The organism is Vibrio fluvialis (genome assembly GCF_900460245.1).
Taxonomy (GTDB): Bacteria; Pseudomonadota; Gammaproteobacteria; order Enterobacterales; family Vibrionaceae; genus Vibrio; species Vibrio fluvialis.
Map to the genome: position 1 here is coordinate 1,986,697 of NZ_UHIP01000001.1, position 19,475 is coordinate 2,006,171.

Sequence of the window (19,475 nt, forward strand, 5' to 3'; positions counted from 1 at the left end):
CTCATGTTTTTCCTGCTCCTTCTCTCTAGGATCAGATTCAACAAGGACAAACAAGCATGAAGATTGTGCCGACACTCAACAACAGCACAAACATGGACACCAATCAGGCTTACCGCTACTGGCGCATTCAATTGATGGTTTCCATGTATGTCGGATACGCCGTCTTTTACCTGACCCGTAAAAGCTTCAACTTCGCGCTGCCGGGCATGCTGACAGATTTAGGCCTCGACTATTCCGATCTTGGTCTGTTAGGCACCCTGTTTTACCTCACGTACGGCGTCTCCAAGTTTGTGTCCGGGCTGATGATAGACCATTCGCGCTCACGCTACTTTATGGGGCTGGGTTTGCTGGCTACCGGCATCGTCAATATCGCCTTTGGCTTCAGTTCATCCTTGCTGGCGTTTACGTTGCTGTGGACAGTCAACGCGTTCTTTCAGGGTTGGGGCTGGCCAGCCTGTGCCAAGATCCTGACCAGTTGGTACTCGCGCAGTGAGCGGGGCTTCTGGTGGTCCATCTGGAATACCTGCCACAACTTGAGTGGCGCGCTGATCCCGGTTGCGATTGGCTTTATCAGCCTGAATTTTGGCTGGCGTTACGGGTTTATCGTGCCCGGCTGTGTGGCGGTACTGGTTGGCATCTGGCTCTGCTATCGCATTCAGGAAAAGCCGACTGAAATGGGGTTGCCCTCAGTCGGACAATGGCGCAACGACGCACTGGAACTCGAACATGAAAAGGAAGGGCAAGGCCTGCCCTTTAATGCTGCGGTCTATCGCTATGTACTGACCAATCGCTACATCTGGCTGCTGTGTGGATCTTATTTGCTGGTATATGTCGTGCGCATCGCGATTAACGATTGGGGCGCTCTGTATCTGGTTGAGCGTCATTCCTTTGATGTGCTGAGCGCCAACAGCGCCGTTTCGATGTTTGAAGTGGGCGGATTTCTGGGCTCACTGTTTGGCGGCTGGGGTTCGGACCGATATTTTCATGGTAACCGTGCGCCAATGAATCTGATTTTTGCATTAGGCATTTTTGCTTCGGTCGCGGCGCTGTGGCTGACCCCCGTCGACCACATTGGCTTTCTGGCCGGATGTTTTTTCTGTATCGGCTTTTTCGTCTTCGGCCCACAAATGATGATCGGCATGGCTGCTGCCGAATGTGCCAGAAAAGACCTGGCAGGCACCGCCACCGGATTTATCGGCTTGTTCAGTTATCTGGGCGCCGCACTGGCGAGTTACCCGATGTCTCTGGCTATCGAGCATTGGGGCTGGGAAGGCTTTTTCTGTTTGATTACCGCGGCAGCAGCCGTGATCAGTTTGCAACTGCTGCCGTTTATAAAAGCTCAGCAACCGAATTCGGACGATGAGCTACCAATATGATGAAAACTCTACCATCCAACAACGTGACAATGCTTCGCTTGGTGACCTGATTGGCGTTTTTGCCTGACCGGGGATTCTGGCAGGCATAAACAAGAGGGAAAACCCAATGATTGTTAACGCAAAACGTACGCTGCTCGCACTAAGTATCCTCGGTTCGGTGATGGCCGCGCCCGCTGCTCAGGCGGCCGGTCGTCTGGTTGTCTACTGCAGCGCCACCAACGCCATGTGTGAAGCGGAAACCAAAGCGTTTGCCGACAAATATGATGTGAAAACATCCTTTGTTCGCAACGGCTCAGGCAGCACGCTGGCTAAAATCGATGCTGAGAAAAATAACCCGCGTGCCGATGTCTGGTACGGCGGCACGCTCGACCCTCAATCTCAAGCGGGTGAAATGGACTTGCTACAAGCCTATCAGTCTCCTCAGCTTGATAACATCATGACCAACTTCCGCGATCCAGCCAAACGCAAAGGGAACTACTCGTCCGCCGTCTACATGGGCATTCTTGGCTTTGGTGTCAACACCGAGCGTCTGGCTCAGAAAGGCATTCCAGTTCCTCGCTGCTGGAGCGATCTGACCAAACCGGAGTATCAGGGCGAAATTCAGATTGCTGATCCACAAAGTTCAGGCACAGCCTACACCGCGCTGGCCACCTTCATTCAGCTTTGGGATGAGCCAACGGCCTTTGAATACTTCAAACAACTCGACAAAAACGTCTCTCAATACACCAAATCAGGCGTGACTCCGTCACGTAACTCTGCGCGCGGCGAAATCGCCATCGGCATTGGTTTCCTTCATGACTATTCACTTGAACAAGCCAAAGGTGCGCCACTGGAGCTGATTTCTCCTTGTGAAGGCACTGGCTACGAAATTGGCGGTGTGAGCATTATCAAAGGTGCCCGTAACCTGGACAATGCCAAACTGTTCGTTGACTGGGTGCTATCGAAAGAAGGTCAGGAACTGGCATGGCAACAAGGCGAATCGTTCCAAATCCTGACCAACACCTTGGCAGAGCAATCGCCGAATGCCCTCAATCCGAAAGACCTCAAATTGATTAATTACGACATGGAAACCTACGGTTCTTCCGATGAGCGTAAGCGTTTGATCACCAAATGGGTGAACGACGTCAAGATGGGCAACTAATCCATCGGTTCTTTCTGACCGTCCTCTGACGGCTTTCATCACCTGACACTCAGTCTGCTGGTTCTGGCGGGCAGGCTGAGTGCAGCTCAAAAAAAGGTTCCAACATGAACGAGCAAATTCAGGCTTTGAACCTCACGACCAGCCAGCCACGGCGCATCGACGCCGTTTTTTACTGGCTTGGCGTGATGGTGTTTAGCTTTATCCTTCTGCCATCCTTTGCTTTGGACTATGGTCTGTTTGAATCGACCGCAGACGAGTTTTACGACGCGATGGGCTGGAGCTCTGTCAATATTTCCTGGCTCTGGTTCAGCCTGCCTCTTTTTCTGATTGTTCGCCCACTGCAACCCGCTGGACGCCAGCACAAAGTCCGCCATTATCTGGATATCGGCTATTCCGCGCTGTGCATGCTGGTGATACTAATCAGCTCCTGGCTGGCGCATCAGGGTTTGGGTTATTCCACCATCTTGCTGTTTATTGCGCTTGGCGCTGTCATGACCACGGCTTTCGCCCGCCTTGAATATTTGGGCGGCGACCATTTTGTGATTGGGTCGCTCATCAGCATTATTTTGCTGATTGCCATTTTCATTATTTTTCCAAGCATCGCGATTTTTCTGCCGATGTTCAAAGATGAGATGGGCCAATGGACCGCGTGGCAATTTATGGAGATTCTCTCGCAATCTCATACCCTGTCGGTGATCCGCAACTCCATCGTTCTGGGCATTGCGGTGGGGGTGGGTGCCACGTTCTTTGGTTTGATCTTCGCCATTTATACCACGCGCATCGCCAAACGGTCGGCGTTTATTGCCCGCGTGTTTTCCATTCTGCCCATCGTGACCCCGCCGTTCATCGTCGGACTCGGCGTGACCTTAATGCTGGGACGCTCTGGTTACATCACTGAATTGATGGTGGACTGGTTCGGGCTGCAAAAAACCAACTGGTTATATGGTTTTACCGGCATTTGGCTGGCTCAGGTTCTCGCCTTTGCGCCAATGTCGTTCATGATTCTGGATGGCGCCCTCAAATCCCTCCATCCGTCACTGGAAGAGGCGTCTTACACGCTGAAAGCCAACCGCTATCAGACATTCTTTGGCATCATTATTCCGCTCTTGAAACCGGCGCTCGCTAACTCGTTCCTGATTATTTTCGTGCAGTCGCTGGCTGATTTCAGTAACCCGTTGGTGCTGGGGGGAAGCTTTGACGTTCTGGCGACCCAAATCTACTTCTACATCGCCGGCGCACAGCTCGATTATGCCTCCGCCAGTACGCTGGGTTCTGTGCTGCTTCTGTTCTCTCTGGCCATCTTTGTCGTCCAGTATCTGTGGATTGGGCAACGTTCCTACGTCACGATTTCCGGCAAGGCCTATCGTGGTGACGTGCAGGATATGCCAGCGTCACTCAAACTGGGCGTCACCTTGACGTTGTATGTCTGGATGGTGTTTAACGTGCTTCTGTACGGCAGCATCTTCTTTGGTAGTTTCACCGTGAACTGGGGGGTGGATTACACGCTCACACTGCAAAACTACCTCAACCTGTTTGGCAACGGCATGTCTGATGGTGCCTGGCCGTCACTCATCACGACCATGATTTACGCAGGTGTCGCTGCGCCAATCACCGCCCTGTTCGGATTGCTGATTGCGTATGTAGTGGTTCGTCAGCAGTTCTACGGTAAAAAGGTCATCGAATTCTCGACCATGCTCTGCTTTGCCGTTCCGGGCACCGTGGCGGGGGTGTCGTATATTCTGGCGTTTAACGATGCGCCTATTTACCTGACAGGCACCGCGGCAATTGTGGTGATCTCGATGGTGATGCGTAACGTGCCGGTGGGCATTCGCTCCGGTATCGCCGGACTTGGTCAGCTCGATAAATCACTTGATGAAGCGTCATTGAGCCTGCGCGCCAGTTCCCTGCAAACCATTCGTCACATCATCCTGCCACTGCTGCGCCCGGCGATTCTGTCGACACTGGTCTACAGCTTTGTGCGTGCGATGACGACGGTGAGCGCGATTATCTTTCTGGTTACCCCGGAAACCCGTGTTGCCACGTCGTACATTCTGAACCGCGTCGAAGACGGTGAATACGGGATTGCCATTGCGTATGGCTCTGTCCTGATTGTGGTGATGTTAGCCATCATTCTGTTGTTTGATTTATTGGTCGGTGAAGCTCGTATTTCCCGCTCCAAAGCCACCAACCAAGATTCCTAGGAGATGTCACCATGGAAAAACAAAACTTCGTTGTACTGAAAAACATCTGCAAGCGATTCGGTAACAATACCGTGATCGGTAATCTGGATTTGGAAATTAAGAAAGGCAGCCTGGTGACCCTGCTCGGTCCGTCGGGCTGCGGTAAAACGACTGTGCTGCGTTTGGTGGCCGGACTGGAAAAACCCACCAGCGGCCAAATCTTTATCGACGGTGAAGATGTGACGGAACGTTCCATTCAGCAGCGCGATATCTGTATGGTGTTCCAGTCGTACGCCCTTTTCCCGCATATGTCTTTGTATGAGAACGTGGCATATGGGCTAAAAATGCTCAAACTCCCGGCCGAAGAAATTCGCCAGCGGGTCGATGAAGCGTTGAAAATCGTCGACTTGGAAGGCATGGGTGAGCGCTTTGTCGATCAGATCTCCGGTGGCCAGCAGCAACGCGTTGCCCTCGCCCGGGCTCTGGTACTCAAACCCAAAGTGCTGTTATTCGACGAACCCTTAAGTAACCTGGACGCCAACCTGCGCCGCAGCATGCGTGAAACCATTCGCGAGTTGCAACAACGTTTCGACATTACCTCGTTGTATGTCACGCACGATCAGGCTGAAGCCTTTGCGGTATCGGATACGGTGATCGTGATGAAAAGCGGAGAGATTATGCAGATTGGCTCGCCGCAAGAGCTCTACAAGTCGCCGAAATCGATGTTTATGGCGAACTTTATGGGTGAAGCGAATCTGTTTCAGGGCCATTTCGACGGTGAACGTATTCACATTCATGGTTACGCGATCGATGCCGACCCAGAGGCAACGCAAGGCAAAGCGAAGGGAGAATATCAGATTGGTGTTCGCCCGGAAGCCATTACCCTGAGTACGCAGGGCGAAAACAGCCAGGCATGTGAGGTACTCAAATACGCGTATATGGGTTCAATGTATGAAGTCACAGTCAAATGGCACGATCAGGAGCTGCTGCTGCAACTCAACTCAGCCCAATTTCGCCAGGAGCTGACCAAGCACGCTTATCTCGAGTTCAACCCGAGAGGGCTGTTCTTGCTCCCTGCCGACGAGGCCTAGTTCATTTTCGGCAAATCAACCCCACTTCGGTGGGGTTTCTTATTTCTATCACTCAGTGGAGAAAACATTCTGATTTAAAGCCACCAGTGAGTAGTAATACTCAAACTGTCCCTCGAATCCAAAGCGACTCGCACCTTACTCTCAAAACGAAGTGATAGTAGCGACACATTTCTCGTTGAAGCAGGTATACAATATGCTCACCAATGGAGCGCCAGAAACGAAAAAGCCCCAGCAGAAACTGCTGAGGCTTGGAATAAATGGCACGCCCTGTAGGATTCGAACCTACGACCACATCCTTAGAAGGGACGTGCTCTATCCAGCTGAGCTAAGGGCGCGCTACAGGGAGAGGATTATACGAGTTAGAGAGGGTAAATCAACGGCTTTGTCTAACATTATGTTTCAAATGACCAAAATTTTGTCACTCAGACAATAAGTGCTGAAAAACAGAACAAAGCAAACGTTTGCTTATAGATGTTCTTCAAAATATCTGCGACAATGCGCGCAAAAATTTTCACTACGAATGTGTAAGGAAAGTCATGACTGCTCAAAATATTGATGGAACACTCATTTCTCAGACAGTACGTTCCGAGGTTGCGGCCCGTGTTAAGGCTCGCACTCAAGCAGGGCTGCGCGCACCGGGTCTGGCTGTGGTTTTAGTGGGTGAAGACCCGGCTTCTCAGGTCTACGTGGGCAGTAAACGCCGCGCTTGTGAAGAAGTGGGATTTGTTTCTAAGTCGTTTGACTTACCGGCAACCGCCACCGAAAACGAACTGTTGGCTCTGGTTGATCAACTGAATAACGATCCGGAAATCGACGGCATTCTGGTTCAGCTGCCTCTGCCTGCCGGCATTGACTCCACTCAGGTGCTGGAGCGCATCGTTCCGGAAAAAGACGTCGATGGTTTCCATCCTTACAACGTCGGTCGTTTGGCTCAGCGCATTCCTAAGCTGCGCTCTTGCACGCCAAAAGGCATCATTACGCTGTTGGATCGCTACAACATTCCGCTGCGCGGCAAACACGCGGTCATCGTGGGCGCTTCGAACATTGTCGGTCGCCCAATGACACTGGAACTGCTGCTGGCTGGCTGTACGACGACAACTTGTCACCGCTTTACCAAAGATCTGGAACATCACGTCCGTCAGGCTGACGTACTGGTGGTTGCGGTCGGTAAGCCGAATTTCATTCCGGGCGCGTGGATCAAAGAAGGCGCGATCGTGGTCGATGTCGGTATCAACCGTCTCGACACTGGTAAACTGGTTGGCGATGTGGAATACGATGTAGCTCGTACTCGCGCCAGCTTCATTACGCCGGTTCCGGGTGGTGTTGGCCCAATGACCGTTGCCAGCCTGATTGAAAACACCATGCTGGCCTGCGAGCAGTACCACACCAATAAGTGATGCTGTTTAGCAAGTTCCAAAAGCAAAAACCCCAGCCTAGGCTGGGGTTCTTTTTAGCTTAAGAAAGCACTTACAGTGACAGAATCACGCCGGCAATCGAAGCGCTCATCAGGTTCGCCAGAACGCCAGCGGCGATCGCGCGAAAACCGTATTTGGAGATGAAGCTACGACGCTCAGGGACCAGGCTACCCAAACCACCAATCAAAATTGCCATGCTGGAGATATTGGCAAAGCCACACAGCGCGAAGGTTACGATAGCCTGCGAATGTGCGCTCAGCTGCGATTTCACATCCATCAATTGGATAAAGGCGACAAACTCGTTCACCACGATCTTGTTACCGATCAGCGAACCTGCCGTGATGGCTTCGTTCCATGGAATACCAATCAGCCAAGCCAGTGGTGCGAACAGATAGCCCAGAATCAGTTGGAAACTCAGTTCGATACCAAACAGTCCGCCAACCCAGCCCAACATGCCGTTCAGCAGCGCAATCACACTGACAAACGCCAGCAAAGTCCCGCCCACCGCTACGGCAATACGCACACCGGACATCGCACCGTCAGCTACGGCTTCCACCACGTTAGTCGCTTGCGGCAGATCCAGTTCGTGCGATTCAACCTGAACGTCGACCGTGTCCTGCTCTGGTACCAGCAGTTTGGCCATCAGCAAACCCGCTGGTGCAGACATAAACGCGGCCGCAATCAGATAGCTCAAATCCACACCCAGCGATGCATAGCCCACCAGCGTGCCACCCGCAACCGATGCCAAACCACAGGTCATCACTGCGAAGAATTGCGAATCGCTCATTTGCTTCAGGTAAGGTTTTACCACCAGAGGCGCTTCGACCATGCCGACGAAAATGTTCGCAGTCGCTGACAGTGACTCAGCACGGCCAGTACCCAGTAGTTTCTGAATGCCGCCGCCAATCAGGTTGATCACTTTCGGCATCAGGCCGATGTGGTACAAACCGGAGATCAGCGCTGAGAAGAAGATGATGATGCCCAGCACGTTTACGGCAAACACAAAACCAACACTGCCAGTTGCAATGCCGCCAAAGATAAACGCAATGCCTTCCTGGCCATAGTTGATCAGCTTCGACACACTTTCGGTTACCGCATGCAGCACTTCTTTACCCGCGGGTACGTACAACACCAACAACGCAAAAATCACTTGCAGAGCAAACGCCAGCGCCACTGTGTGCAGCTGAATATTTTTTCTATCTGTAGAAAGTAACCAGGCAATGACCAGAATTGCCACAACACCAATAAGAGAAGACATAACGCCATCCAAATAAAAGGGGAACAGGAAAGGCGTCGGATTGTATAGCAGGAAAACGTGTGCGCAACTCGGGTTTGTTAATCAGCTGTGTTCAGAAACGCAATCCATTCCACGTTACTCATAACCCATTGATTTAACGCTGACTAAACGTTTGCTATTGAGTTGTTTTTCCAAATGGAAAAAATGTTTTGAAAACAAGAAACAATCCATCACAACGATGGCAGGCGAACATAGGGTTCCAGTTGGGTATCCCAGTAACACGGTTCACCAATTTTCTGTTTGAGAAATTCGATCACGGCCGAGGTTTTTTTAGGCAGATGTTGGCGACTGGGATAAACGGCATAGAAGGGCATATTCTGGCTGGCCTGCCAGTCCGGCAGCAGTTGAATAAGTTTGCCACTGCGAAATTCATCGCGGATCAGATAGGTGGCCAGATACGCAATCCCCCACCCTGACACTGCGGCATCACGCACCGCTTCAGCCAAGTCGACCGAATAGTTGCCGGAGACTTTGATGCTCAGTTGCTGCTCACGGTTACGGAACGCCCAGCGCGTGTAGTCTCGATCCCAGCTGCGATAGATGAGGCAGTTGTGATCCAACAGATCGTTCGGTGTCTGCGGTGTGGAGTGATGCAACAGATAATCCGGGGAGGCGGCCACCACAAACTTGCAATCCGCGAGGCGCTGGGCAATATAGCCTTCCGGCAGATGTTCGTTACTGGTGATCCACAAATCGAGCCCTTCGCTCAGCATATCGATTTTGTAGTCGAACAGATGTACTTCGACCTGCAAGTTCGGATACTGCTGACGCAGCTCTTCAAGCGCGGGCAATACATGCAGCGAGCCAAAGGATTGCGACAACCCCAGACGCAGCAGGCCAGAGACTTCCTCACGCTGGTTAATCAGCTCATTATCGGCATCGCTGACCAAATCAACCAACTGCTCACAATGGCGATAGAACGACTCACCGGCTTCCGTCACCGTAAAACTGCGCGTGGTGCGCTGAACCAGCTTGATGCCCACCGAGGCTTCGAGTTGCGCCAGCTGTTTACTGACGTGCGACACCGACACGCCTAAATTGCGCGCAGCGGCGGTAAAGCTCTGATGTTTGATCAGCGCAGCGAACATCACCATCTGACTGGCCCGGTCTGCTAACACATCAACTCCTGATTTGGCTTAGTACACCGCAAATTAATCCTCTTGCAGTGTGGGGGGATATAATTAAGGGCTCTGCAGAGCCCTTAGTGGTTAAAATTTGATTCGGTCGGCTAAGTGACTGACCGCGAGCGCAAAGTAATACGAGCGGTTCCACTTCATCAGTACATTGTAGTTGTTGTACACCAGATAAATACGGCCACTTTCGTCGTCCGGCATGATCAACCAGGCTTTGATGTCGTCATCCAGCTTGGGCAGCGGTTTACCGTCGTAGCGGGTAACACCGAGTTTGCTCCACTCTTGCAGGAACTTGCCTTTCTCGGCCTGGCGACCTTCCAGCGCGTGATCAAACCCTTTCGGGATTTTCACCTGGCGTCCCCAGGTGTACTTGTCATCCCACCCGGACTGGCTCAGATAGTTGGCCGTGGAAGCAAACACATCTTCTTTGCTACCCCAAATGTCTTTCTTGCCATCGCCATTACCATCGGCGGCGAACGCCAAAAAGGAACTTGGCATAAACTGGCACTGACCCATCGCACCAGCCCATGAACCTTTCATTTCATCGGCTTTGATGTGGCCCTGCTGCAGAATTTGTAGTGCGGCCATCGTTTCCTTACGGAAAAATTCTTCACGGCGACCTTCGTAGGCCATAGTCGACAACGCATCAATCACGCTGTAACGACCCATGTGCGCACCAAAGTTACTTTCCACGCCCCATAACGCCACAATAAAGCGCGGCTGCACGCCGTACTCTTTGCCAATGCGTTGCAGTTCATCGTAATGCTTTTCGTACAGTGCCTGCGCCTGGTTCACTTTCCACTCAGGCACAGCACGCGGAATGTATTCATCCAGAGTGAGCTTTTTCTCTGGCTGATTGCGATCCGCCACCACGGCACGAGGTTTGTACTCCACATCGGAAAAGGCATCGGTCAGCACTTGTTCAGAAATCCCTTCCTGACGCGCTTGTTGTTTGAGGCCTTCCACGTACTGTTCAAAGCTGATTTCATTCGCCAGAACCGGCGTTGAAAGGGTTAATCCCAGAATAACTGACAATAATTTTTTCAAGATGCCCTCCCCGAGTCATCCCGCTCAGGATTTGCGCTGAGCTTTTTCTTCTTTGTATTTCTCTAACAGATTCTCTGGCGGCGGCGGCAATTGCAAGAAGAAACCCTGTTCTTCCAGCGACGCTTTGACGTTATCCACATTAACCTGCGCTAACTGACGCTTTTCCAGATTCACCAGCATAACGAACACAGGTTTACCGAACATCTGCATCAGAGTGTCAGGGACCTGTGAAAAATCATCGCGTTTCGGGATGTAGAGATAGGTACCGTCTTTCTTAGAACTTTTGTAGATAGAACAAAGCATGAGAAGCCTTTTGTTGTCTTTAATCCGCCTTCCGGCTGAATTTGTCTATAAATGGTCAACTTTTACTAAAATTGAGCCTAAATCACTCATTTGACCGCAAGATAACTTGCTGCGCCTAGGCGCTGAATATAACATGACTTCCCTAGTCTCGGGCAACGCTCTTTCTTATGCAGCCAAGAGTTTATTGAGGTCAACGTTACGATGTCTAATACACCTGACCTGAAAGGTAGTAGTTTTACTTTGTCAGTTTTACACCTTTCTGACAATCAAATCGCCAGTACTGTCGAGTTTCTGAAACAGAAAGTCTCGCAGGCTCCGGCGTTCTTCGCCAACGCTCCGGTGGTGATCAATATTTCGAAAGTGGATGGCGACATCGACTTTCTGGCCCTGAAAAATGGCATCAGCGACGCGGGATTGATCCCGGTCGGTGTCACGGGTTGCAAAGATAAACGCTGTCAGTCGCTGGCATCAGAAGCGGGTTTTGCCGTCATGACCGCTAGCAACAGCCCGACCAAAGCGCCTGCGAAAATGGCGCCAACCAAAATCGTTCGTACACCGATCCGCTCCGGGCAGCAGGTGTACGCCAAAGATGGCGATTTGGTGATCCTCAATCACGTCAGCCCGGGTGCGGAAGTGATTGCCGATGGTTCCATTCATATTCACGGCACACTGCGCGGCCGGGCGATTGCCGGTGCCAGTGGTCAAAAAGAAGCAAGAATTATCTGTCATGATTTACAAGCTGAGCTGGTATCCATCGCTGGAAACTACTGGCTGAGCGATCAGATTGAAAGTGAGTTCTGGCAGAAGAAAGTGATGCTCAGCATGACTGAAGAGTCACTCCATTTTGAAATACTCACAATTTAAAATTCGAAAGGAAATTATTAAATGGCACGCATCATTGTCGTTACGTCAGGAAAAGGCGGTGTAGGTAAAACGACCTCCAGCGCCGCAATCGCGTCAGGCTTAGCGCTGAAAGGTAAGAAAACTGCGGTGATCGATTTCGATATCGGTCTGCGTAACCTTGATCTCATCATGGGCTGTGAACGCCGCGTCGTGTACGACTTCGTAAACGTCATCAATGGTGAAGCAACACTGAACCAGGCGTTGATCAAAGACAAACGCAACGAAAACCTGTTCATTCTTCCGGCTTCGCAGACCCGCGATAAAGATGCACTGACCAAAGATGGTGTGCAGCGCGTGCTGAATGAACTAAAAGAGATGAACTTCGATTTCATCATCTGTGACTCACCAGCAGGTATCGAGCAAGGCGCGCTGATGGCACTGTACTACGCCGATGAAGCGATTGTGACAACCAACCCTGAAGTCTCTTCCGTGCGCGACTCTGACCGTATCCTTGGCATTCTGGATTCGAAATCGCTGCGCGCTGAGCAAGGCATGGAACCTGTGAAACAGCACCTGCTGCTGACCCGCTACAGCCCGGCTCGCGTTACTCAGGGTGACATGCTGAGCGTACAAGATGTTGAAGAAATTCTGCATGTGCCGCTGCTGGGTGTCATTCCGGAAAGCCAGGCCGTACTGAACGCATCCAACAAAGGCGTGCCGGTCATCTTTGACGAACAGTCCGATGCAGGCCAAGCTTACGACGACACCGTTGAACGCCTATTGGGCCAAACCGTGGAGTTCCGCTTCCTGACCGAGCCGAAGAAAGGCATCTTTAAACGACTTTTTGGGGGCTAGAGATTAATGTCATTACTTGAGTTTTTCCGACCACAAAAGAAAACATCAGCCAGCCTCGCCAAAGAGCGTTTGCAAATTATCGTTGCAGAACGTCGCAGCCAGAACGATCCGGCACCGACTTACCTGCCTCAGTTGAAAGAAGACATTCTGAAAGTGATTGCCAAGTATGTCGCGATTGACCCGAGCATGGTTGAGTTGTCATTCGAGCATAAAGATGATGACATCTCCGTGCTGGAGCTGAACGTCAAGCTACCGGACGACGAAAAGTAAAAAAAAGAGCCGACTCAGTCGGCTCTTTTTCGTTGTGAGAGTGCGTGATTTCGTTAACAGCCGTAGTGCTCAGCGATGAACGCCTCAAACTGCTCACACATCTGCTCGTCAGACTCTTGGTTGCTCGCCAGCTCCTTCGCACCATCCACGACGCGAATGGTCGCATTGAGTGACGCGACGGGTGCCTGCTGACGCGCAGACAATCCTTCAATTTTCTTCAGCTGACTTTGCCACGCCTGCTCTGCAGACTGGTTACACATGTCGGCTAAATACTTGGCGTTAAACCCTTCACCCGTCAGGCGAACAATGGTTTCATTGTGCGACACCTGGTTGCCATCATGCCAGTAATGCTTCGCCAGCAGCGGACCTATGTGCGGGTTATCGGTCAGATAACCAAACTTATCGAGGAAGTACGCACGTGTCTGGTAAACCGCCATGTGTGCCAACAAATAACCGTGATAGGCACACGCGGCTTCATCTGACAACAAGTGTGGGATCGCCAGCAGCGGGCGCGGGCTGCACTCAAGGCCGATAATGCGCTGCTCAGTGGCACGCATCAACGCAGTAATGCGCTCAGGCGTAAGTTCATCGTCGCTCAAATCATACAAAGCACGTTCAAAGTAAGGCACCAGTAAAATACTGCGCTCTTCGTAAGCTTTGAATGGCTGACGGCTGTAGACCATGGCTTTGATGACGTCATCCGGCACCACATCACCTTGAGCATTGAAGGCATACGTTTTCAGCCAGTCGGCATCGGTCAACAGGCTGTCGCAGAACATGGATTGCGTTTCGGCGTACGCCATCGAAGTTGGGGCAAACTCCTGAGAGAAGCACGGTGCATTCAGTTTCACGTTGGCAAAGTGCGCCGCGTGGCCGCCTTCATGGAAGAGTGTATTGATACCATCGTAGCCACTGCCGATCTGATCCGGTTTCGCGTTACTGGTGAAATTCACCTTAGCCGCCACCCACTGACCTTGATCGTAAAACGACGGGATCGGGCCATGACAGAACCCGTTCGGGTATTTGCCTTTACGATCAAGCAGATCCAGTGTCAGCTCTGCACCAGAATAATCGATATTCAGGCGGCCAAACGACTCTACCCAACGGCGCAGCGAACGAGAAAACGGCACATACGGATCTAAGTCGCGCATTACATCGCCGGCAAACGAGAAGATGAAGTTATAGCCCGTGAGCGCTTGCTCCCCTTTCTCTGCCGCGAGCGCACTTAGACTGCGTTGATGGCTGTCACGTGTGCGCACTTCAAAATCATCCAGAATGGCAAACAGCTCATCGCTGGTCATCTTCTCTTTCTTCGCTACTGAGTAGTCAAAGAAAGTGCGATAACCGAGCGTACGGGCAAATTCGTTGCGCATCTTCACCAGTTCGATAAAGCCGTTTTGCAGCAACCACTGCTCTAAATCCAGTAGCGCCTGATGTGCGCTTTGACGCACCGCTTCCACATCACTGGTGCGGATGGTCGCCGCCAGCGTCACCAGAGAGGCTTCGATCTGTTCACCTTGCTCATTGGTGTAATACAGTGGGTGCTTCTGTTTTGTCTCAAACAGATCCGCTTCAAACTGAATCAGCTTGGCTTTTAGTTGCTGCGCGGCTGCCGATTCCAGCGCGTGCGATTCAAACATCGCCAGCCAGCCTTCCAACCCGGCCAGAGTGCTGCGCTTTTCCTGCTCGTCGGTAATCGCCTGCGCAACGGTAATTTGGTCGCGAATGGCCTGAATTTGTTCACCGGCGCTGAGAAATTGCGTCCACTCGGTTTGCGCCTGAGTCGAACCGTCATGGTCATCGCTGATGCCCATGTACGTATCCCAGAAAAAGTCTTCTTTAACGCGATGAAGATGAAGATAACGATGGTTTAAATCGTTGAGATATTGCGTCGCTGTCATTGGATTCCTTTTATGACGTTGTCCGTTACCAGCCCCCATTATGGCATGCCTCCCCAGAGACAAATAATAATCAACCAGATTCATACCAAAAACGGATGTAAACTCACATTTACTGATTTTTCCTACAAGCTGACAACAAAAAACCGGCCTGATGACCGGTTTTGCAGATTAAACAAGTTTTTCCAGCTTTTCGCCCAGTAGAGGCAGGCGCCAGCCTTGCATCACATCCGGCAATTTTTCCGGATCTTTATCTTTGTTCCATACCCAGTTCAACAATTGGTTGAGCTGCTTCTTGGAAGCCAGAAACTCCGTCGCCAATCCGGATGATTGCGAGACATTTTTCACTTCATCTTTCAGCTTTTTAAACAGCTGTTTGTAACCCGGATAGTCCATCAGCGGCACGATTTTCTCCGGGTACTGCTCTGGCGGGGTCTGCTGCGCGGCTTTAACGATGTTGATCATCTTGGTGCTGTGACGACGAATCGCATGCGGATCGATGCCTTCTTCTTCCATGCGTTTCGGACTACGCAGAGCCAGACGAGCGATGGTCAGCAGATCGTTTTCACGAATGACGAAATTAAGTGCCAGATCGCGGTTCACCGCTTCCTGATAACGCCAGGTTGCGAGAGGTTTAAGTATCGCCAGTTCCTTCGGTTTCAGCTGCCACGCTCCTTTGATATCAAGGTACGCCAGCTCTGGGTTGGAAGTGCGGGTACGCTTTTCCACTTGCAGTTCAGATTCTTGCTGCGCCGCTTCCCACCAGCCTGCCTGAATCACTTTCTCCAGCAACTGTTCGTACATTGGCATCAGATAAAACACATCCGCTGCGGCGTATTCAAGCTGCTTCTGCGACAGGGGGCGCGCCAACCAGTCGGTGCGCGACTCGCTTTTATCCAATTCCACATTCAGCAGATCATTGGCCAGCGAAGCAAAGCCTGTAGACAGGCCGTAACCAAGAAACGCTGCCATAATTTGCGTATCCACCATTGGGAACGGCACACAACCAAAGCTGGTCTTAAATACTTCGATATCTTCGCCGCACGCGTGCAGCACTTTGAGTACCGAAGTGTCTTGCATCAGCTCGACAAACGGTGACATCTCATCGAGCGCCAACGGGTCGATCAGCGACAGGTTTTCACCGTCAAACAGCTGAATCAGGCCCAGTTGCGGATAGAAGGTACGGGTGCGGACAAACTCGGTGTCCAGCATGACAACGTCTGCGTCTCGCGCCAGAGCACACACACGTTCTAAATCGTTGAGTTGATCAATTATCTGATAATTCACAAAAGGCTCACTTTGTGTCTCCCTTACGGGTATCGGTGACCCTTGGGAATAAAAAATGCCGACGGTTAGGCCGGCATTGTAGCATCATTTTGATTTGATGTGCGTTATGCGCTTTTCTTCTGCTCAGCCAGCTGAGCATCGTTCTCTTCGCGCAGTACGCGACGCAGAATTTTACCCACGTTGGTTTTTGGCAGTTCTTCGCGGAACTCAATCAGTTTTGGTACTTTGTAACCGGTCAGGTGTTTACGGCAGTGCGTGATCAGTTCATCTTTGGTCAAGCTCGGATCGCGCTTGACCACGTAGATTTTCACCACTTCGCCCGACACTTCGTGTGGCTGGCCAATCGCGGCCACTTCCAATACTTTGCCGTGCAGTGCCACCACATCTTCAATTTCGTTCGGATACACGTTGAAGCCCGACACCAGAATCATGTCTTTCTTACGATCGACGATGTAAATCATGCCGTTTTCGTCAAAGCGCACGATATCGCCCGTCGACAACCAACCCTCTTCATTGATGACTTCTTTGGTCGCTTCCGGACGCTGCCAGTAACCCTGCATCACTTGCGGGCCACGTACTTGCAGTTCGCCAGTTTGGTCGTAGTTCAACACATTGCCTTCGTCATCGACGATACGCACTTCGGTTGAAGGCACCGGTAAACCAATCGCACCGGAGTAATCAGCCAGATCGTACGGGTTACCCGTGACGAGTGGTGAACATTCGGTCAGGCCATAGCCTTCGAGCAAATGGACACCAGTGATCTTTTTCCATTTTTCTGCCACCGCGCGTTGTACGGCCATACCGCCGCCCACAGAGAGTTTCATGTTGGCGAAATTCAGCTCATGGAAATCTTCGTTGTTCACCAGAGCGTTAAACAGCGTGTTTACGCCAGTGATGGCTGTAAACGGATGTTTCTGCAACTCTTTGACAAAGCCTGGAATATCGCGCGGGTTGGTAATCAAGAGGTTGCTGCCACCCATTTCGATAAACAGCAGACAGTTCACGGTCAGCGCAAATACGTGATACAGCGGCAGCGCTGTCACCACCAGTTCACGGCCTTCGCGTAGCACAGGACCGTAAGCACCTTTGGCTTGCAGCACGTTGGCAACCATGTTGCGGTGAGTCAGAATCGCTCCTTTCGCCACACCCGTTGTGCCACCAGTGTACTGCAGAAACGCAATGTCCTCGCCTGACATAAACGGCTTCACGTATTGCAGGCGACGACCTTTGTGCAGCGCTTTACGCATCGAGATTGCGCCCGGCAGGTCATACTTTGGTACCATGCCTTTGACGTATTTCACCACAAAGTCCACCAGCGTACCTTTGGCACGCGGCAGCATCTGGCCCAGACTGGTCAGAACGACGTGCTTAACCTGCGTGTTGGCAACGATCTGCTCCAGAGTATTGGCGAAGTTAGAGACGATCACGATGGCGCGAGCATCAGCATCGTTGAGCTGATGTTCCAGTTCGCGAGGAGTGTATAGCGGGTTAACGTTCACGGCGATCATACCCGCGCGCAGAATACCAAAGAGCGCCACCGGATATTGCAGTAGGTTCGGCATCATCAATGCCACGCGGTCGCCTTTTTTCAGTTTCAGTTCATTCTGCAGGTAAGCCGCAAACGCTCGGCTACGTTCCTCCAGTTTGCGAAACGTCATCACCGAGCCCATATTGATGAAGGCTGGCTGGTCGGCGTATTTGTGCACTGACTGTTCGAACATTTCAACCAATGACAGATATTGGTCGGGATTAATGGTTTCCGGTACATCGCTTGGATAACGTGAGAGCCAAGGTTTATCCACAGTAATACTCCTCGTAATTGACTGGCGTATCTTGTTGTCATTATTAGAATGAACGCTATTACAGCACAGCCGACGTGCTTGAGCACGAAAGACCCAAACACTTGTTTAAATTTTGTTAACTAAGCCAAAAATTAGTTCTGCGACGAGTGAAGGCTGCTCAAGATGGCAATGATGACCACCAGAAATGGTAAACATCTCTAAACGATCGTTAGGCGAAATGTGGCGATCTTGCTTCAAATGGTGAAAACCCTGATCGCCCAATATAATCCGTTGCGGGCAGCGAATATGCTCCAACACTGCCTGTGCGTGTTCCCACGACATTCGGTACAACGATTCACTCTTAAGCTTGCTGTCGTGCCGCCAACGCCATTGGTCGTCCACGCACTCAATACCCCGCTCAACAATCGGTGCGAGTAACTCAGCCGCAACTTGATTGGCCGCGACACGGCGCTCAAGTGCTTGTTCAAAGCTGGTATAACCGCGTTCTGGTTTGCGTCGGATGCGTTGACGACTCATCACACCGTGACGTAATCGCTCAACACTGAGGGCTGGAGATTCCGCGAGTGGGCCGAAGCCTTCGATCTGAACTAATCCTGCGACTTGGTCAGGAAAGGCGGCACTATAGCAACTTGAAATCAAAGCACCAAGAGAGTGGCCGACTAACACCAGTCTGTTTGATGAAAAGTTAGCCAAAAGTTGGTAAATATCGTCAATATAGTCGTGAAATGGATAGAAACTGTGGCCAGATTTATGGTCTGATAGCCCATGTCCTGGTAAATCGATTGCGCAGAGGTGCCAATCGGGATTGAGATGATGCAAAGATTGCATAACCGTTTGAAAACTGGCGGCATTATCCAACCAGCCATGTAAAAAAACGACCGATATCTCGGCCGCTTCTGGATTGCCGACTTCGATCGCCGCCAGGCGTCCTTCGGCTAAAACATAACTTTGCGACTGCAGCATTATTTAACTTCTTGGATCACCCGGCCATCGCGTGGAAAATCATCGAAATGGCGGCAGTAGAAGTTGCGACAGGGAAACATGTAAGGTCCGGTATCGTCGATCACCACACGTTCCGTGACACGCCACAGATAGTAACCGTTGGCATTCATCACCGGGAACTGATGCTCAAAGTCGCCGACTTTGCCGCTTTCGGGCTCAGCCGTTGTACCGACCAGCGTGATCAGGCGGCCTTCTCCGAATGTGACCGGATCCAGGAAACCTTTCACGTAAGCGACAAAGCGCCCCTGCGGTTCGCTGGTTAAGCTTGGCCGTCCCGCGTCATCAATTGGTAAATTGACGATTTCTAAGCGGGTTTTGTCGGTTAAATTCTTGGTACTGGCGATCACACCACCGAGGCGAACCTCGCCTTTCTGAGCGGGATCTGCCTGAGTCCAGATCGTGTAATCGGTCACTACCGATTCACTTTGCGATGTTAACTGTTCAGGGAGGGACGCACACGCCGACAGCAATAATGCCGCCAGTCCGGTCAATGCTAATTTAAAATGATAGATTTTCATCGTTTACGTCCCATTCA

At 51.4% G+C, this 19,475-nt stretch carries 17 protein-coding genes and 1 tRNA gene; 8 read left to right on the forward strand and 10 right to left on the reverse strand.

Annotated elements, in window-relative coordinates; genetic code table 11:
- Positions 1-56: 56 nt before the first annotated feature.
- The 4 genes from uhpC (at position 57) to fbpC (ending at position 5,788) form a co-directional block, all read left to right on the forward strand.
- Positions 57-1,376, forward strand: a complete 1,320-nt coding sequence (uhpC, locus tag DYA43_RS09320; protein ID WP_014205433.1) for an MFS transporter family glucose-6-phosphate receptor UhpC — start codon at positions 57-59, stop codon at positions 1,374-1,376.
- A gap of 106 nt (positions 1,377-1,482) precedes the next feature.
- Positions 1,483-2,517 (forward strand): ABC transporter substrate-binding protein, encoded by a 1,035-nt coding sequence (locus DYA43_RS09325; protein ID WP_020327856.1) that lies wholly within the window; start codon positions 1,483-1,485, stop codon positions 2,515-2,517.
- Between the two features lie 104 nt (positions 2,518-2,621).
- Positions 2,622-4,718: an ABC transporter permease gene (locus tag DYA43_RS09330; protein ID WP_061056694.1), complete on the forward strand. Its 2,097-nt coding sequence runs from the start codon at positions 2,622-2,624 to the stop codon at positions 4,716-4,718.
- Positions 4,719-4,729: 11 nt separating this feature from the next.
- Positions 4,730-5,788 carry a ferric ABC transporter ATP-binding protein gene (gene fbpC / locus DYA43_RS09335; protein WP_061056695.1) on the forward strand — a complete coding sequence of 353 codons (1,059 nt, stop codon included), beginning with the start codon at positions 4,730-4,732 and terminating at the stop codon, positions 5,786-5,788.
- Positions 5,789-6,046: 258 nt separating this feature from the next.
- Here fbpC and DYA43_RS09345 read toward each other — a convergent pair.
- Positions 6,047-6,123: transfer RNA gene (locus tag DYA43_RS09345), tRNA-Arg, on the reverse strand.
- A 201-nt stretch (positions 6,124-6,324) separates the two neighbouring features.
- Here DYA43_RS09345 and folD point away from each other — a divergent pair.
- A complete protein-coding gene (folD, locus tag DYA43_RS09350) occupies positions 6,325-7,185 on the forward strand; it encodes a bifunctional methylenetetrahydrofolate dehydrogenase/methenyltetrahydrofolate cyclohydrolase FolD (protein ID WP_020327859.1) in 861 nt (286 codons plus the stop codon).
- Between the two features lie 70 nt (positions 7,186-7,255).
- Here folD and DYA43_RS09355 read toward each other — a convergent pair whose 3' ends face one another.
- The 4 genes from DYA43_RS09355 to DYA43_RS09370 form a co-directional block, all read right to left on the reverse strand.
- Positions 7,256-8,461 (reverse strand): NupC/NupG family nucleoside CNT transporter, encoded by a 1,206-nt coding sequence (locus DYA43_RS09355; RefSeq protein ID WP_061056696.1) that lies wholly within the window; start codon positions 8,459-8,461, stop codon positions 7,256-7,258.
- A 209-nt stretch (positions 8,462-8,670) separates the two neighbouring features.
- Positions 8,671-9,618, reverse strand: coding sequence for a LysR family transcriptional regulator (locus tag DYA43_RS09360; RefSeq protein ID WP_024373148.1), 948 nt, complete (start codon positions 9,616-9,618; stop codon positions 8,671-8,673).
- 90 nt (positions 9,619-9,708) lie between these two features.
- Positions 9,709-10,680, reverse strand: a complete 972-nt coding sequence (locus DYA43_RS09365; RefSeq protein WP_024373147.1) for a lytic murein transglycosylase — start codon at positions 10,678-10,680, stop codon at positions 9,709-9,711.
- A 24-nt stretch (positions 10,681-10,704) separates the two neighbouring features.
- The gene (locus DYA43_RS09370; protein WP_020327863.1) at positions 10,705-10,983 is read right to left on the reverse strand and encodes a YcgL domain-containing protein; all 279 of its coding nucleotides are present in this window, start codon (positions 10,981-10,983) and stop codon (positions 10,705-10,707) included.
- A gap of 201 nt (positions 10,984-11,184) precedes the next feature.
- Between DYA43_RS09370 and minC the strand changes: the two genes are divergently transcribed.
- The 3 genes from minC to minE are packed head-to-tail and all read left to right on the forward strand — an operon-like array spanning position 11,185 to position 12,951.
- Complete coding sequence (gene minC, locus DYA43_RS09380; protein ID WP_020327865.1) at positions 11,185-11,847, forward strand: septum site-determining protein MinC; 663 nt, start codon at positions 11,185-11,187, stop codon at positions 11,845-11,847.
- A gap of 21 nt (positions 11,848-11,868) precedes the next feature.
- Positions 11,869-12,681 (forward strand): septum site-determining protein MinD, encoded by an 813-nt coding sequence (gene minD / locus DYA43_RS09385; RefSeq protein ID WP_020327867.1) that lies wholly within the window; start codon positions 11,869-11,871, stop codon positions 12,679-12,681.
- A 6-nt stretch (positions 12,682-12,687) separates the two neighbouring features.
- Positions 12,688-12,951, forward strand: a complete 264-nt coding sequence (gene minE / locus DYA43_RS09390; RefSeq protein ID WP_004726580.1) for a cell division topological specificity factor MinE — start codon at positions 12,688-12,690, stop codon at positions 12,949-12,951.
- 53 nt (positions 12,952-13,004) lie between these two features.
- On the opposite strand, the gene DYA43_RS09395 is transcribed toward minE, so the two are convergent.
- The 5 genes from DYA43_RS09395 to DYA43_RS09415 all read right to left on the reverse strand — a co-directional run bounded on the left by DYA43_RS09395 (position 13,005) and on the right by DYA43_RS09415 (position 19,458).
- The gene (locus DYA43_RS09395; protein WP_061056697.1) at positions 13,005-14,852 is read right to left on the reverse strand and encodes a M3 family metallopeptidase; all 1,848 of its coding nucleotides are present in this window, start codon (positions 14,850-14,852) and stop codon (positions 13,005-13,007) included.
- A gap of 168 nt (positions 14,853-15,020) precedes the next feature.
- Positions 15,021-16,136: a ribonuclease D gene (rnd, locus tag DYA43_RS09400; protein ID WP_061056698.1), complete on the reverse strand. Its 1,116-nt coding sequence runs from the start codon at positions 16,134-16,136 to the stop codon at positions 15,021-15,023.
- Positions 16,137-16,240: 104 nt separating this feature from the next.
- Positions 16,241-17,938 (reverse strand): long-chain-fatty-acid--CoA ligase FadD, encoded by a 1,698-nt coding sequence (gene fadD / locus DYA43_RS09405; protein ID WP_020327870.1) that lies wholly within the window; start codon positions 17,936-17,938, stop codon positions 16,241-16,243.
- Positions 17,939-18,043: 105 nt separating this feature from the next.
- Complete coding sequence (locus DYA43_RS09410) at positions 18,044-18,901, reverse strand: alpha/beta hydrolase (protein WP_047462766.1); 858 nt, start codon at positions 18,899-18,901, stop codon at positions 18,044-18,046.
- Positions 18,901-19,458 (reverse strand): Slp family lipoprotein, encoded by a 558-nt coding sequence (locus DYA43_RS09415; protein WP_020429932.1) that lies wholly within the window; start codon positions 19,456-19,458, stop codon positions 18,901-18,903. Before DYA43_RS09415 ends, DYA43_RS09410 begins: the two co-directional genes overlap by 1 nt.
- Positions 19,459-19,475 lie beyond the last annotated feature (17 nt).